Raw genomic sequence first — 15,172 nt, forward strand, 5'->3', positions numbered from 1 at the left:
CCGCTAATCGAGCGGCACGCTCCGATACCGATTCACCTCGGGCACTGGCACCGGCGCCCCTGCATTGCCCCAGCTGGCCCGCACATAACTCAGCACCGCCGCCACCTGCGCGTCGTTCAGTTCATGGCCGAACGGCGGCATGCCGTAGGGCCGCGGATTGCCCTTTGTCCCCGGCGGGAAGCCGCCATTGAGCACGATCCGGATCGCATTCACCGCCGGCGTGAGCGTTACCGCGTGGTTGCCTGCCAGCGGCGGATAGGCGGGCGGCTTGCCCTTGCCCTGGGCGCCGTGGCAGTCCACGCAATAGCTGCCGTACAGGCGCTTGCCTTCGGCCAGCAACTGCTCGCCCGGGCGCGCGGGGCTGTCCTGCGCAGGCGCCGGGCTGGCCGGTAGCGACTTGAGATAGGTCGCCATTGCGCCGACGTCGCTCGTGGTCAGGTGCTGCAGACTGCGCGCCACCACCTCGGCCATTGGACCGCTGGCTGTGCCGCGCGCCGACACGCCAGTCTGCAACAACGCCACGATGTGTTCCTTGTCCCAATTGCCCAGACCGGCTCGCGCGCCGGCGCCTAGGGGCGGCGCATACCAGCCGCTGGTTGGCATCAGGCCGCCGGCCAGTGTGTCGCCGCTGGCGCCCAGCCGGTTGCGGGGGCTGTGGCAAGCGCTGCAGTGGCCCAGTCCCTCGACCAGGTAGGCGCCGCGATTCCATTCGGCGCCGCGCCGAGGGTCGGGCGTAAAGGTCCCCGGCTTGAAGTAAAGCAGGCGCCAGAGCGCGAGCAGGGCCTGCTGGTTGTACGGAAAGGCCAGCTCGTGCGGCTGGTTCGACCGGTGCGTGGCGGGCAGACTGCGGAAATAGGCGAACAGCGCATCCGAATCCGGGCGCGAGACCAGGGTGGTGTTGGTGTACGGGAAGGCCGGATAGAGCAGGCGGGCGTCGCGCGATCTACCGTTGTGCAGGGCGTTCCAGAAGTCGTCGGCGCTCCAGTGTCCGATGCCGGTGGCGCGGTCCGGCGTGAGGTTGGGGCCGTACAGGCGGCCGAAGGGCGTGTCGAGCGCGCGTCCGCCCGCGTATTCGGCGCCACCGCGCGCAGTGTGGCAGGCTACGCAATTGCCCGCCCGCGCCAGATAGGCCCCGCGCGCGATGTTCTCGGGGGTGGCGGCCCAGGCGGCGGGCGAGGCCGAAGGAATCATTTCGGCACGCGGCCAGGCGAGCGCTACCGCAGCCAGCGCAGCGGCCGTGCCGGCGGCTAGGGCGAACCAGGCAAGGCGCTTGCTCATGGCGCCCCCAGGGCGCTGCCGCAGGCGAGCGGTAGCGGGCGCGCAATCGACGCGGCCGGGCGCGGATCGGCCGGCACCGGCTGGGCGGCGAGCCAGCCTGAGATGGCGGCGACGTCTTCAAACGAGAGGCGTGCGGTGATGGCGGCCATGCAGTCGGGTGCGTGGGCGCGGCGCGCCTGGTTGCGCCAGGCGCCGAATTGCGCGTTGAGGTAGTCGCGCGGCAGGCCGAGCAGGCCGGGGATCGCCGGTTCGACACCGAGCAGGCGTGCGCCGTGGCAGGCGGCGCAGGCCGGCAGCTTGCGCGCCGCGTCGCCCTCGAACACCAGCTGGCGGCCGCGCTCGAGCGCTTGCGGCGTTACCTCGGGCGCGGCGGCAGGATGCGCACCTGGCGCCTGGGCCGCGAAGTGAGCGGCGATCTCGCGCAGGTAGGCATCGGGCAGGTGCTCCACCAGATAGGTCATGAGCGGATACTGGCGCCGGCCTTCGCGAAAGTTCAGCAGCTGGTGGTACAGGTAGCCGGCCGGCTTGCCGGCAATGCGCGGGAAATACGCGTCGTTCACCGGGTCGCCGCGGGCATCGACGCGCGCATGGCAAGAAGTGCAGGCGAGCAGGCGCTGGGCCAGCGTGTCCGGCACCGCTTGCAAGGGTGCGGCGTGGACTGCCAAGGCAGCAAGGAAGAGGCTCGAAGCGATGGCAGCGGCGAGCAGGCGCGCAGGACTCATGGGGTCACCGAAAAGCTGGGATGCCGGAATGATAACGCGGATCACGCTGGCGCGGTCCGCCCCTTGCTATAATCGCCCCCCTCTGGGCCAATCGGGCGCGGCATGGGTGCGAGGGTGGATGTGAGCTACACGGAAGGTGTATTCGGGGACAAGAATCCCATCAAGCGCTGGCTGCAGCGTCAGCGGCTGCGCAGTGCCCTCGGCTTGCCCCGGAAGGCGCGCGAGTCGGTGGGCTGCGTGCTCGATTTCGGCGCCGGCAGCGGAGAATTGTGCAAGGACCTGGTCCATGCCTATCCGAACGCCACCATCATCTGCTACGAGCCGTGCTCGGACCTGCTCGAAGAAGCCCGGCGCGAGCTGGCCGGGCTGCCCCGGATCGCGTTCTACGCCTCGTTCGAGGCGCTGCCGAAAGGGTGCGCCGACCTGCTGTTCTGCCTCGAGGTGTTCGAGCATATTCCGCTATCCATGCGCGTGCAGTCGCTGGGCGAAGTCGATGCGCTGCTCAAGGCCGATGCGCACGCGGTCTTCGGCGTGCCGGTCGAAGTCGGCCTGCCGGCCCTGTACAAGGGCATGTTCCGTATGAGCCGCCGTTATGGCGCGTTCGACGCGCGCCCGAAGAACGTGCTGCTGGCGGCGCTGGGCATACCGCCGAAGGAGCGACCGCTCGGACTCTTGCCACCGGACGTGCAGGTGCATCATGAGCACCTGGGATTTGACCATCGCGGGTTTCGCTCGGCCCTGGCCGAGAAATTCGTGCTGGTGACGGCCAGTGCCAGTCCGTTCCCGTGGCTGGGAACGGTGCTCAATCCGGAGGCGTATTTCGTGGTGAGCAAGCCTGCCCCGGAGTGAGGGGAGACATCGGGCAAGACGCTGCGATGCTGCTCGCCGGTGCTATTGCGCCGGGCCAGCCTTCCAGAAGCGGTAGATGCGCAGCGCCACGTGCGCATCGTCCGCCGCGTACAGCACCTGCTTGTCGCTCAGCTGCGGCAGGGCCCAGTTGGTGGTGGTGATGCGGCGCGACTTCTGCAGCTTCTGGCCGAAGAAGCGCGCGACCGCGGTCTTGGCTCCGAGCGTATTGCGTTCGCCGCGGCGGCGCAGGGCGGTCGACAGGTCGAGCACATTGTGCGTCTCGACGCCGAGCTTGGCGCGCAGCCGCTTGAGGTCGTCGCCCAGGCCGAAACCCACTTTCAGGATGGTTTCCGATTCCAGCACCGGCTTGAGCACGGTCAGCGCGGTCTGCGCACTGGCGGCGTTGCCGATCTGGAACAGGTAGGCCAGTTGGTCGGTTGCGAGCTGCACCAGGTGCGGGCCGGTCGAGACCTCGCCCTTGGCAAAGGTCGGCTTGGATTCGGTGTCGAAGCCGATCACGTCGGCCTGCGACAGCGCCGCCAGGGCGGCGGCGGCGTCGAGCTCGGTGCGCACCAGGCGCACGTCCGCCAGCCGGATGCCGTCGTAAGGCGGCAGCAGCTCCGGATCGGCGCTCACTGGCGCCGGCTCAGTTCTTGGAGAACTTGGAAGCAAGGGCTTTGAGCTTTTCCTGGCGCTGGCGGTTCGCTGCTTCTTCGGCGGCCGCGCTGGCCAGCGCGTCGCGCTCGGCCTTCTTGCGCTCGGCTTCTTTCTTGAAGCGCTGCTGCAACAGCTCCTTGGCATGCAGGCGGTGGGTATCGGTCACCTCGGCACCCGCGGCGCCGTCCAGGTCGTGCCGTACCTTGGCTTTTTCCATCGCGCGCAGATAGCGCATCGAGCCGGTGTGGATGCCCAGTGCGGCCCGCATGATCTTGCGGTCCAGGCCGGGCATGCGCGCCAGCAGCTGCTTGTCGATGCCGATGGCCAGCGGCAGGCAGTCGCGGAAGGCGACGAACTCTTGCTGCAGTTGCTTGAGCAGGGCACGTGCCGAGGTCGGCTGCGCTGTTGCCGTGGCCGGGGCAGCAGCAGCAGTAGCAGCAGCGGCAGCAGCAGCGTCAGTGGAATCCGCGCCGGCCGCGGGTGCGGCGTCTGCCGTTGCGTCGGCCGGGGCCGCCTCTGCCGGAGCAGCGGATGGCAAGGTGGCCTCGGCAGGCACGTCAGGGGTGGCGGGGGCGTTGGTGTCGACGGACTCTGCAGCGGTAATGGTATTCATTGACTTCATGGTAAGAACAGGAATGCGAAGGATAGCACGGCGCCCGGACGCCAGCGCGGCCGTATTGTACTTCTTCCATGAATCTTGCGGTCATAACCACATCGGGGCGGCGTGCGTGCGCGAAATCGTGTATCATCCGCCTCTTGCCTTGCGCGCGGCTTGCGCTGTCGCATACCTGCCGGGAAGTCGAAATCTGGTGTCATATTCAACGCGGTGATATCCCTCATGGGAACTATCAATTATCACCAATTCTTGCAATACGGCATAATCTCGCTTCCCTCTATGTTCACTGAACTATAGAAGCAAGCCCGTTTGAGCCGACGGGCTTTTTTTCGTGTCGACATACAAACCGTGATTTCAACGCCTGCTGATTGCCTGCCTGCCCGCTGCCGCGCCCCGATGAATGACGCCGGCTGCAGTCAATGCGGTCTTGAAACCGGCCTGTCCGCCCTCAGTTAGGGCCACTTCCGTTCCCCGAACCTGACCCGTGCGCGGGTCCCGCTGGATTATTGACTTCGCAGGCGCCCATCGCCGCGACTGGAGAGAGTTTTACTATGAAAAACACCGCCAAGACACTGACACTGACCGCCAAAAAAGCGCCCGCCAAGGCAACGGCGCAGCTGGCAGTGCCAAAAACCGCGACCTCCTACTTCCTCGAGACGGAAGCGGCGGCCAAGGTAACGGTGGTTAAGACCCGCTCGCGCCTGGCCTCGGTCAAGGCCGTGCCGGTCGCCGACGAGGTGCCGGCCGCCGACATTGCAATCGAGGCCGATGCGATGTCGGTGGACGCGGCGTGCGCGCCGGCGCTGAACGAGACGGCCACCGATACGGCGGCGACTGCGGGCGAAGACGTCCAGCCGGCGCCGGCGCCGGCGGCCGCGCCGGTCATCGTGCGCAAGCGCGCCTCGAAGCTGGCCGTGCTCAAGGATGCGACCCATGCCTCGCACGCCGAGGCGGCGCAGCCTCAGGCCGCGCCCGCCGCGCAAGCCGACCCGGTAGCCGATGCTGTTGATGCCGCACCGAAAGTCGTGCGCACCCGCCGCCGTACCGACGCGCCGGTGGCCGCCGTGCCGGTGTCGGCCGTCGGAACCGTGAGCTCGACCACCGACGCGGCCAAGCTGGCCGCCATCGACACGACCGGCTACTTGCTGCCACAGGTCAAGGTTCCTGGTCGCCGCGGCCGCAAGCCGAGCGAATTCGTGCCGGAAAACGACGAAGTCGCTGCACTGAACACGATCGAGCGTTCCGAACTGAAGGCCGCGTCCAAGCTGCGCGAGCGCCGCGCCAAGGGCTTGCCGAACGCTGTCGTTGCCGGTTTCTCGGAAGCGGAGCTGGAAAAGCGCCGCACGCAACTGAAAAACCTGATCAACATGGGCAAGGAGCGCGGCTACCTGACCCACGCCCAGATCAACGATCAGCTGCCGGAAAACATCGTCGATCCGGAAGCGATCGAAGGCATCATCGCGACCTTCAACGACATGGGCATCGCGATCTACGAGCGCGCCCCGGAAGCCGAAATGATGCTGCTGTCGGACAACGTGCCGACCGCGACCAGCGAAGACGAAGTCGAAGCCGCTGCCGCCACCGCGCTGTCGACCGTCGACTCGGACTTTGGCCGGACTACCGACCCGGTGCGCATGTACATGCGTGAAATGGGCGCGGTCTCGCTGCTGACCCGCGAAGGCGAGATCGAAATTGCCAAGCGCATCGAAGATGGCCTCAAAGACATGGTGCAGGCTATTTCGGCGTGCCCGACCACGATCTCGGAAATCATCGCGCTGTCGCACAAGATTGCCGCCGACGACATGAAGATCGACGACGTGGTGGATGGCTTCGTCGACCAGTACACGGCAGCCGCACCGGCGCCGGCCCCGGCCAGCCCTGCGGTGCGTAACGGCGACGACGAAGAAGAGGAAGAAGAAGAAGTCGAAGAAGAGGAAGAAGACGGCGCCGTCGGCGGCGGCGCGGCCGGCTATTCGACCGAGCAGCTGGTCCAGCTGCGCAAGAGCGCGCTGGAAAAGTTCGCGCTGATCGAGAAGCAGTTCGACCGCATGGGCCATGCCTTTAAAACAGTGGGCTACGGATCGAGCGAATACGAAGAAGCGCAGGCCATCATCTCGAGCGAGCTGCTGGGCATCCGGTTCACGGCCAAGATCGTGGAAAAGCTGTGCGACACGCTGCGCCACCAGATGGACGAGGTGCGCTCGATCGAACGCGCGGTGCTGGACATCTGCGTGAACCGCTGCGGCATGCCGCGCGCTCACTTCATCAAGGTCTTCCCGGGCAATGAAACCGACCTGGAATGGGGCGACCGCGAAGTCGACTGCGCCTATGCCTATAGCGCCGTGCTGAGCCGTAACCTGCCGGCAATCAAGGAATTGCAGCAGCGCATGATCGACCTGCAGGCGCGCGTCGCGCTGCCGCTGGCCGACCTGCGCAAGATCAACAAGCAGATGGCTGCGGGCGAAAAGCGCGCACGCCAGGCCAAGCGTGAAATGACCGTGGCCAACCTGCGCCTGGTGATCTCGATCGCGAAGAAATACATCAACCGCGGCCTGCAATTCCTCGACCTGATTCAAGAAGGCAATATCGGCCTGCTCAAGGCGGTCGACAAGTTCGAATACCGCCGCGGCTACAAGTTCTCGACGTATGCCACCTGGTGGATCCGCCAGGCGATCACGCGTTCGATCGCCGACATGGCGCGCACCATCCGCGTGCCGGTGCACATGATCGAGACCATCAACAAGATGAACCGTATCTCGCGCCAGATCATGCAGGAAACTGGCAGCGAGCCGGACTTGCCGACCCTGGCCCTGAAGATGGAAATGCCAGAGAACAAGGTTCGCGAGATCATGAAGATCGCAAAAGAGCCGATTTCCATGGAAACGCCGATGGGCGAGGATGGCGATTCGCAGCTGGGCGACTTTATCGAAGACAACACCACCCTGGCACCGCTGGACGCCGCGCTGCACGCCTCGATGCGCAACGTGATCAAGGAAGTGCTCGATTCGCTGACCCCGCGCGAAGCCAAGGTACTGCGCATGCGCTACGGCGTCGAGATGTCGAACGACCACACGCTGGAAGAAGTCGGCAAGCAGTTCGACGTCACGCGCGAGCGTATTCGCCAGATCGAAGCCAAGGCCATGAGCAAGCTGCGCCAGCCATCGCGTTCGGACAAGCTGAAGACTTTCCTGCACAACCATTAATAATTTTGCCAGTTGGCAAAAAACGCCGATCTGGACTGAACCCCAAAAGTTGGAGACCAACTTTTGGGGTTTTTTCTTGGCGCTCGCTAACCCGTATTTCTCAATCCCGCCGCGACCCCGTTGATCGACAGGTGTATCCCCCGGTGCACCCGTGGGTCCTGGTTGTCGCCCAGCAGGCGGCGCCGGTGGATCAGCTCGACCTGCAGGTGATTGAGCGGATCGAGGTAGGCAAAGCGGTTCTGGATCGAGCGTGCCAGCAGCGGGTTGCCGCTCAAGCGCTCGCTGCTGCCGGTGATCGACTCCAGGCAGCGCAGCGTCTCGCCATGCTCGGCCGTGATGCGGGTGAAGATCCGCTCGCGCAGTTCCACGTCCGCCACCAGTTCGGCATAGCGCGAAGCGATCGCCAGGTCGGTCTTGGCCAGCACCATGTCCATGTTCGACAGCAGGGTCGCGAAGAACGGCCATTGCTTGTGCATGGTTTGCAGCTGCGCCAGGCGCTCGGCATGGTCGCCGTCGGCCAGCCAGCCTTTGACCGCGGCGCCGAAGCCATACCAGCCCGGCAGCAGCAGGCGGCACTGGCCCCAGGAAAAGCCCCAGGGGATGGCGCGCAGGTCTTCGATGCGGCGGGTCGACTTGCGCGAGGCCGGGCGCGAACCGAGGTTCAGCTCGGCAATCTCGGCAATCGGGGTCGCTTCGAAGAAGTAATCGGTAAAGCCCGGGGTCTCGTAGACCAGGTTGCGGTAGGCGCGGTAGGCGCGTGCCGACAGTTCGGCCATCACGGCTTCGAACTGCGCCAGGCGCGCCGTGGTGGCGTCGTCCGCGGCGCGCGGGCTCAGGCTCGCTTCGAGCGTCGCGGCCACCAGCAGCTCCAGGTTGCGCCGGCCGATTTCGGCGTTCGAGAACTTCGAGGCGATGATCTCGCCCTGTTCGGTCAGGCGGATCTGGCCATTGACGGTGCCCGGCGGCTGGGCGCGGATCGCGTCGTAGCTGGGGCCGCCGCCGCGTCCGACCGTGCCACCGCGGCCATGGAACAGGCGCAGCTTGACCTTCCTGGCGGCGAACACATCGACCAGCTTGAGCTCGGCCTGGTACAGCTCCCAGTTCGAGGTCAGGAAACCACCATCCTTGTTCGAGTCCGAATAGCCGAGCATGACTTCCTGCAGGCGGCCCTGTTTCTCGATCACGGCCTCGACCAGCGGCAGCGACATCCACTCGTCCATGATGCCGGCCGCGCGCTGCAAATCGGGGATGGTCTCGAACAGCGGGATCACCATCACCTCGCTGCCCGCGCCCTGGCTGGACGGGCGCAGCAGGCCGGTCTCTTTTTGCAGCAGCAGCACTTCGAGCAGGTCGGACACGGTCTCGGTGTGCGAGATGATGTAATTGCGAATCGCGCGGCTGCCGTAGCGCAGGCGGATCTCGCGCGCGGTGCGCAGGATCGCCAGCTCGGAATTGGTCTCTTCCGAATAGCGCTCGTAGGGCGAATACAGGGGGCGCGGCTGGGCCAGTTCGGCCAGCAGCAGCGCGACCTTGTCTGCCTCGGGCAGGCCCGCGTAGTCGTCGGTGCCGCCGGCGCGCGCGAACAATTCGGACAGCACGCGTTCGTGCACGTCCGAGCTCTGGCGCATGTCGAGCGAGGCCAGGTGGAAGCCGAAGATGCGCGCGGCGCGTTTCAGGCCGGCCAGGCGCGGCTCGACCAGCACGGCGCCATGGTTGCTGCGCAGCGAATCGGCCAGCACCTCGAGGTCGGCCGCGAACAGGCCGGCATCGAGGTAGGGCGGTGCATGTCCGACTTCCTTGCGCAGGATGTGGTCGACCCCGAGCTCGCGCGCGGTGGCGGCCAGGCGCGCATAGATGCCGATCAGGGCGCGGCGGTAGGGCTCATCGCTGCGGTGGGGCGAAGCGTCGGTCGAGGCGTCGGCCAGCGCCTGCATCGCCGGCGTGACGTCGACGATCAAGGTGGAACTGGACAGTTCGGCGCCGAGCGCGTGCACTTCTTCGAGGTAGAAATCGAGGATGGTGGTGGACTGGCGCACCATCGCGTGGCACATGGTATCGGCATTGACGTTCGGATTGCCGTCGCGGTCGCCACCGATCCAGCTGCCCATCTGCAGGTAGAGCGCGTCGCCGATCTGCGTGGGGGTGCCGCCTTGCGCGCCGGCATAGCGGTTCGCAATCTCGGCTTCGATGTCGTCGTACAGCGCCGGTACTTCGCGCAGGAACGTAATGCGGTAGTAGGACAGGGCGTTGTCGATCTCGTCGGCCACGGTCAGCTTGGAGTAGCGCAGCATGCGGGTTTGCCACAGCGTGGCGATGCGCGCGTGCAGCAACTGCCCATTGCGCTGCATTTCCCTGGGCGTCAGGTCGCGGTCGCGTTCGGCCAGCAGGCGCGCGATGTCGTGCTCGGCGTCGAGGATGCTCTTGCGCTGGACTTCGGTCGGGTGGGCCGTGAGTACCGGCGAGATCAGGGCGTCCCTGAAGAAGCCTTCGACCTGATCTTGCGGCACGCCGGCCTCCACCAGTTTGCCGACCGCGAAGCCGACGCTGCCCTGCTGGGCGCCGGAGCCCTTGAGCATGTGGGCGCGGCGGCGGCGGATGTGGTGCTGGTCCTCGGCGATGTTGGCCAGGTGCGAAAAATACGAAAACGCGCGCACCACCGAGATGGTCTCGTCGCGCGTGAGCTGGTGCAGCAAGGTGGTGAGTTCCTTGCCGGCCGCGGGATCGTCGTGGCGGCGAAAGCGCACTGCGGTCTGGCGGATGGTTTCGACCACCTCGAACACGGCCTCGCCTTCCTGGGCCCGCAGCACGTCGCCGAGCAGGCGCCCGAGCAGGCGGATGTCTTCTTTTAGTGGCGCGTCCTTGTCGTCGGCGGCAGGGGGAGGGGAACCGGGGTTGACTGATGCAGCAGGGTTATCCATATCGACCATCTATAAATTGATTGTGCCATGGCGGTTGGCCATCGTCTGCAAGAGGGGCCCATGCTAAAATTTATGATCTCAAGCAAGGGCCAGGAACCGGCATCGTCCTGGTGGGCCCGATGACAGTGAAAGAATCCGTGTTGAATGCAACTGAAACGGCGCAGCAGGCGCCCGCGAAGCTGACGCCTCAAAAGCTTATTATCGCATCCCGCGAGAGCCGCTTGGCCATGTGGCAGGCCGAGCATGTGCAGGCCCGCCTCGTCGAATTATATCCGCAGTGTCACGTCGAGATTCTCGGCATGACGACACGCGGCGACCAGATCCTGGACCGTACGCTATCCAAGGTCGGCGGCAAGGGCCTGTTCGTCAAGGAGCTCGAGGTGGCAATGGCCGAGGGGCGCGCCGACCTGGCCGTGCATTCGCTCAAGGACGTGCCGATGGAGCTGCCGGAAGGCTTCGAGCTGGGCGCCGTGCTCGAGCGCGAAGACCCGCGCGATGCCTTCGTCTCGAACGACTATGCCAGCCTGGGCGAGCTGCCGCCGGGCGCCATCGTCGGCACCAGCAGCCTGCGCCGCCAGTCGCTGGTTGCGGCGCGCTACCCGCACCTGGTCATCAAGCCGCTGCGCGGCAACCTCGACACCCGCCTAGGCAAGCTCGACCGCGGCGAATATGCGGCCATCATCCTGGCCGCGGCCGGATTGAAGCGCCTCGGCCTGCCCGGGCGTATCCGCGCAGTGCTGGAGCCCGAAGAGAGCCTGCCGGCGGCCGGGCAGGGGGCGATGGCGATCGAGATCCTGGGCGCCGCGCGCAGCGACGGGGTCGACCTGCGCGCGCTGCTGGCGCCGCTGAACCACGACGCAACCGCACGCGCGGTCGCGGCCGAGCGCAAGGTATCGAAGATATTCGGCGGCAGCTGCCAGATTCCGCTGGCGGCGTTTGCCACGGTTGCGGGCAGTACCATGCGCCTGCGCGCCATGGTGGCGACCCCGGACGGCCTGCGCGTTGCCCGCGCCGAGGTGGCCGGCTCGTGGGAGCATCCGGAGTTCCTCGGCGAACAGGTGTCGATCCTGCTGGCCGACCAGGATGCGCACGCGATCCTGGAAGCGTGCAAGCAGTCGGCCGACGCCGACACCTCGCAGGATGCCTGAACGGCTGGTCGTGATCACGCGGCCGCGCGCCCAGGCCGCCGCGCTGGCGCAGGCCGTGACCGGCATCGGTCGCACGCCGGTCGTGCTGCCGCTGCTCGAGATCGCGCCGCTGCCCGACCAGAGCGCGCTGCGCGCCGCGCTGGCGCACCTGGCAGACTATGCCCTGGTCGCTTTCGTGTCGCCCAACGCGATCGATGCGGCGTTCGCCCACCTGGCCGGGTGGCCGGCGGCGGTGCCGATCGGCGTGGTCGGCGAAGGCAGTCGCGCGGCACTGGCGCGCCATGGCGTGGCCGCTGACCGGGTCACGATTTATTGCCCGCCAGATCCGGCCCAGGCCGACTCGGAACACCTGCTTGCCAGCCTCGACCTGACCCGGTTCAGCGGGCGCCGGGTGCTGATCGTGCGCGGAGAGAGCGGGCGCGAGCTGATGGCCGACACCTTGCGCGCGGCCGGGGCCGAGGTCGCTACCGTCGCGGCCTACCGGCGCAGCCTGCCGCTGCTCGACGCTGCGCTGGCGCGCCAGTTGTCGGCCTTGCTGGCCGCGCCGAACGACTGGATAATCACGAGTTCCGAAGCCTTGCGCGGGCTCGCCGCGCTGGTGCGCGAGCTCGATCCAGGCACCGGATTGACCCGCCTGCAGCAGCAGCACCTGGTGGTTCCGCATGCGCGGATTGCCGAAACGGCCCGCGCGCTGGGCTGCCAGCAAGTCACGCTGACCGGGTCTGGCGACGCACGTATAGTTTCCGCCCTTTTGCCGGGGTACAATCACTAGAATGAACGAATTGCCTAATACTCCAGAACCGCTTCCTCCTGCCAGCGTTGTCGAGCAGCAGGCGCCGCCGCGCCCGGCACCCGGCCCGGGCCTGCTGCAGACCATGCAGCGCCCCTTGCCGCTCGCGGTCGCCATCCTCACGGTGCTGCTCGCGCTGCAGGCCTGGAGCTCGCACAGCCGCATCAATTCATTGCGCCGCGACATGGCACAGAGCCTGCAGAAGGGTAATGCCGTGAACGCCTCGACCGCGGCGCTGGCGCGCGATGTCGCCGACACCGCCAAGGAACTGCAGATCAAGGTTGGGGTGCTGGAAAGCCGGCAGAGCGAAGCGCAGACCCAGACGCTGGCCCTCGAACAGCTCTACCAGGATTTGTCGAAGAACCGCGACGAGTGGGCGCTGACCGAGATCGAACAGGTGCTGACCACCGCCAGCCAGCAACTGCAGCTGGCCGGAAACGTGGAGGGCGCCCTGATCGCGCTGCAGAACGCCGACCGCTCGCTGTCGCGCTCGGACAAGCCGCAGTTCTTGAACATCCGCCGTGCGATCGGCGCCGACATCGAGCGCCTGCGCGCGATGCCGGCGCTCGACCTGGCCGGCGTGGCGCTGCGCCTGGACGGCGTGATTGGCCACGTCGACACGCTGCCGATGCTGTCGGACGAAAAGCCGCTGCTGCCAGCCGCGCCCGTGCGCGGCAGCCGCAAGCAGGCTGGCGACCGTGCCGCCAGCGATGCGCCGGCCGAAACGCTGACCCTGGTGCAGCGTGTCACCCAGACCTGGCGCAACTGGAGCCAGGAGATGTGGGACGACGTACGCCAGCTGGTGCGGGTGCGCAGCGTCGACACGCCGGAAGCACTGATGCTGTCGCCGAGCGAAGCATTCTTCGTGCGCGAGAACCTCAAGCTGCGCCTGCTCAACGCGCGCCTGGCGCTGCTGTCGCGCAACGAAGCGGCCTTCCATCGTGACCTGGCCAGCGCGCAGGACATCATGCTCAAGTATTTCGACACCCGCTCGCGTGTGACCCAGTCGGCGCAAAGCGCGCTGCGCCAGGTGCAGGCCAACAACCTGACCATCGAGATGCCTACGCTGTCCGAGAGCCTGAACGCGGTGCGCAACTACAAGGCGAAGGACTGAGATGCGGCTTCTTCTCTGGCTGGTCGCCCTGATGGCCGCGGCCATCGGCATCGCCGTGACGGCGCGCTTCAATCCCGGCAACGTGGTGCTGTTCTATCCGCCGCACCGGCTCGACATGTCGCTGAACCTGTTCGTGGTGCTGCTGGCGCTGCTGTTCCTGCTTGCATACGCCCTGGTGCGTGCATTCAACGCCACCCGCAGGATGCCGCAGCGGGTCGCGGCCTATCGCCAGCGCAAGCGCGAGCGCGAAGGCAACAAGGGCTTGCGCGATGCGCTCAAGGCCTTGTTCGAAGGACGCTTCGGCCATGCCGAAAAAGCCGCGATGCGCGCCGCCGAGCTTCCTGAAAATACCGGCCTGGCGGCCCTGATCGGGGCCCGCGCCGCCCACCGCATGCGCGAGCCAAGCCGGCGTGACGCCTGGCTGGCCGGCATCGCCCACGACACCAGCCTCAAGGTGGCGCGCCTGATGACCATCACCGAACTGCTGGTCGACGACCATCAGCCGGAAGCCGCGCTGGAAGCGGTGGCCGAGCTCAATGCCAGCGGCCAGCGTCACATCCACGCGCTGCAATGGTCGATGAAGGCCAACCAGCAGGCGCGCAACTGGCCTGAGGTGTTGCGTCTGGTGCGCATCCTGGACAAGCGCAAGGCATTGCATCCGGCGCTCTCGACCCGTCTGCGCGAACTGGCCTACGAAGCGCTGCTTGGCGCGCAGGGCCACGATGCCGAATCGGTCCGGCGCGTCTGGGCGGGCGTGCCGGCGGCCGACCGTACCGATCCGTACATCGCGGCGCATGCCGCGGCGGCCTTCAATGCGCGCGGCCTGCACGACGAGGCGCGCGCGATCGCCGAAGATGCGCTGCGCGCCAACTGGGACGACCGGGTGGTGCGGGCCTATCGCGAAGCGGCCGGGCCGGCCGGCTCGCCGACGCTGCTGCTGCAGATCGAGCATTGCGAGGCCTGGCTCAAGGAGCGCCCGCGCGACCCCGCATTGGCGCTCACGCTCGGCTCGCTTTGCCTGAGGCAGAAACTGTGGGGCAAGGCCCAGCGTCACCTGGAGGGCGCGCTGTCCGACGCCACCGAAGCGCCGATGGTGCGCGAGGCGCACCTGAAGCTGGCGCAGATGCACGAGGCGCTGGGCCAGGAGGCCGAAGCGGCGCACCATTACCGGCAGTGCGCTCTCGCCAGTATCATTTGATCGCTCGCAGGGCGTAGCGGGCCGGCCTGGCATGGCCGGCGGTCGCGACACGGCGATGCCCCTTTCGCTATAATGTCAAACTTTCACGAAATCCCAGCAACCGAGGAACATCCATGAGCCTGAATAACGTCCCAGCCGGCAAAGACGTGCCGAATGACTTCAACGTCATCATCGAAATCCCGATGAACGCCGATCCGGTCAAGTACGAGGTCGACAAGGACAGCGGCGCGATCTTCGTCGACCGTTTCATGGGTACCGCCATGCATTACCCGTGCAACTACGGCTATGTACCGCAGACCATCGCCGACGATGGCGACCCCTGTGACGTGCTGGTCATTACCCCGTTCCCGCTGCCGCCAGGCGTGGTCGTGCGTTGCCGCGCGCTGGGCGTGCTGAACATGACCGATGACGGCGGCGGCGACGCCAAGGTGATCGCGGTGCCGGTAGAAAAAGTGCTGCCGATGTACAAGAAGATCCAGTCGCTGGACGACGTGGAAGAACTGCGCCTGCAGCAGATCCAGCATTTCTTCGAACACTACAAGGACCTGGAGCCGGGCAAGTGGGTCAAGATCGAGGGCTGGGCCGGCAAGGAAGCCGCGCAGGCCGAAATCGTCGCTGGCGTTGCAGCTTTCAAGACCAAGGGCCAGGCGTAAGCCAAGCCCGGTAGCGTAAAAAAACG

At 66.6% G+C, this 15,172-nt stretch carries 12 protein-coding genes; 7 read left to right on the forward strand and 5 right to left on the reverse strand.

All coding sequences use genetic code 11. The annotated features are described in order from the left end of the window. Window positions 1–3 precede the first annotated feature (3 nt). A complete protein-coding gene (locus NRS07_RS08685; protein WP_259212560.1) occupies window positions 4–1,278 on the reverse strand; it encodes a cytochrome c in 1,275 nt (424 codons plus the stop codon). Beyond that, window positions 1,275–2,000, reverse strand: coding sequence for a c-type cytochrome (locus NRS07_RS08690; RefSeq protein ID WP_259212561.1), 726 nt, complete (start codon window positions 1,998–2,000; stop codon window positions 1,275–1,277). Before NRS07_RS08690 ends, NRS07_RS08685 begins: the two co-directional genes overlap by 4 nt. 120 nt (window positions 2,001–2,120) lie before the next feature. On the opposite strand from NRS07_RS08690, the gene NRS07_RS08695 reads away from it, so the two are divergent. After that, on the forward strand, window positions 2,121–2,849 hold the full coding sequence (locus NRS07_RS08695) for a class I SAM-dependent methyltransferase (RefSeq protein ID WP_259212564.1): 729 nt from the start codon (window positions 2,121–2,123) through the stop codon (window positions 2,847–2,849). Window positions 2,850–2,891: 42 nt separating this feature from the next. Here NRS07_RS08695 and NRS07_RS08700 read toward each other — a convergent pair whose 3' ends face one another. Both NRS07_RS08700 and NRS07_RS08705 read right to left on the reverse strand, forming a co-directional pair. Next, the gene (locus NRS07_RS08700) at window positions 2,892–3,485 is read right to left on the reverse strand and encodes a 3'-5' exonuclease (protein ID WP_259212565.1); all 594 of its coding nucleotides are present in this window, start codon (window positions 3,483–3,485) and stop codon (window positions 2,892–2,894) included. A gap of 10 nt (window positions 3,486–3,495) precedes the next feature. Further along, entirely contained in the window at window positions 3,496–3,885 is a 390-nt protein-coding gene (locus NRS07_RS08705) for a ProQ/FinO family protein (RefSeq protein WP_259213112.1), read from the reverse strand. Between the two features lie 788 nt (window positions 3,886–4,673). On the opposite strand from NRS07_RS08705, the gene rpoD reads away from it, so the two are divergent. Next, window positions 4,674–7,325, forward strand: coding sequence for an RNA polymerase sigma factor RpoD (gene rpoD, locus NRS07_RS08710; RefSeq protein WP_259212566.1), 2,652 nt, complete (start codon window positions 4,674–4,676; stop codon window positions 7,323–7,325). An 86-nt stretch (window positions 7,326–7,411) separates the two neighbouring features. Here the strand turns inward: rpoD and ppc are convergent, their stop codons facing one another. Further along, window positions 7,412–10,243, reverse strand: coding sequence for a phosphoenolpyruvate carboxylase (gene ppc / locus NRS07_RS08715; RefSeq protein WP_259212570.1), 2,832 nt, complete (start codon window positions 10,241–10,243; stop codon window positions 7,412–7,414). Window positions 10,244–10,422: 179 nt separating this feature from the next. Between ppc and hemC the strand changes: the two genes are divergently transcribed. The 5 genes from hemC (at window position 10,423) to ppa (ending at window position 15,146) form a co-directional block, all read left to right on the forward strand. After that, window positions 10,423–11,391 (forward strand): hydroxymethylbilane synthase, encoded by a 969-nt coding sequence (gene hemC, locus NRS07_RS08720; protein WP_259213115.1) that lies wholly within the window; start codon window positions 10,423–10,425, stop codon window positions 11,389–11,391. Next, window positions 11,384–12,163 carry a uroporphyrinogen-III synthase gene (locus NRS07_RS08725; RefSeq protein ID WP_259212571.1) on the forward strand — a complete coding sequence of 260 codons (780 nt, stop codon included), beginning with the start codon at window positions 11,384–11,386 and terminating at the stop codon, window positions 12,161–12,163. Before hemC ends, NRS07_RS08725 begins: the two co-directional genes overlap by 8 nt. Before the next feature lies 1 nt (window position 12,164). Beyond that, window positions 12,165–13,295 (forward strand): uroporphyrinogen-III C-methyltransferase, encoded by a 1,131-nt coding sequence (locus tag NRS07_RS08730; protein ID WP_259212573.1) that lies wholly within the window; start codon window positions 12,165–12,167, stop codon window positions 13,293–13,295. Window position 13,296: 1 nt separating this feature from the next. Continuing rightward, a complete protein-coding gene (locus NRS07_RS08735) occupies window positions 13,297–14,493 on the forward strand; it encodes a heme biosynthesis HemY N-terminal domain-containing protein (protein WP_259212574.1) in 1,197 nt (398 codons plus the stop codon). A gap of 113 nt (window positions 14,494–14,606) precedes the next feature. Continuing rightward, entirely contained in the window at window positions 14,607–15,146 is a 540-nt protein-coding gene (gene ppa, locus NRS07_RS08740) for an inorganic diphosphatase (protein WP_259212576.1), read from the forward strand. The last annotated feature ends 26 nt before the right edge of the window (window positions 15,147–15,172 follow it).

The organism is Massilia sp. H6, assembly GCF_024802625.1.
GTDB lineage: Bacteria > Pseudomonadota > Gammaproteobacteria > Burkholderiales > Burkholderiaceae_D > Telluria.

Excerpts from the sequence above, each read along its gene's own strand:
- NRS07_RS08725 (WP_259212571.1), top strand. The coding sequence starts at position 11,384 with ATGCCTGAACGGCTGGTCGTGATCACGCGGCCGCGCGCCCAGGCCGCC.
- NRS07_RS08730 (WP_259212573.1), top strand. The coding sequence starts at position 12,165 with ATGAACGAATTGCCTAATACTCCAGAACCGCTTCCTCCTGCCAGCGTT.
- NRS07_RS08690 (WP_259212561.1), bottom strand. The coding sequence starts at position 2,000 with ATGAGTCCTGCGCGCCTGCTCGCCGCTGCCATCGCTTCGAGCCTCTTC.
- ppc (WP_259212570.1), bottom strand. The coding sequence starts at position 10,243 with ATGGATAACCCTGCTGCATCAGTCAACCCCGGTTCCCCTCCCCCTGCC.
- NRS07_RS08685 (WP_259212560.1), bottom strand. The coding sequence starts at position 1,278 with ATGAGCAAGCGCCTTGCCTGGTTCGCCCTAGCCGCCGGCACGGCCGCT.
- ppa (WP_259212576.1), top strand. The coding sequence starts at position 14,607 with ATGAGCCTGAATAACGTCCCAGCCGGCAAAGACGTGCCGAATGACTTC.
- NRS07_RS08735 (WP_259212574.1), top strand. The coding sequence starts at position 13,297 with ATGCGGCTTCTTCTCTGGCTGGTCGCCCTGATGGCCGCGGCCATCGGC.
- rpoD (WP_259212566.1), top strand. The coding sequence starts at position 4,674 with ATGAAAAACACCGCCAAGACACTGACACTGACCGCCAAAAAAGCGCCC.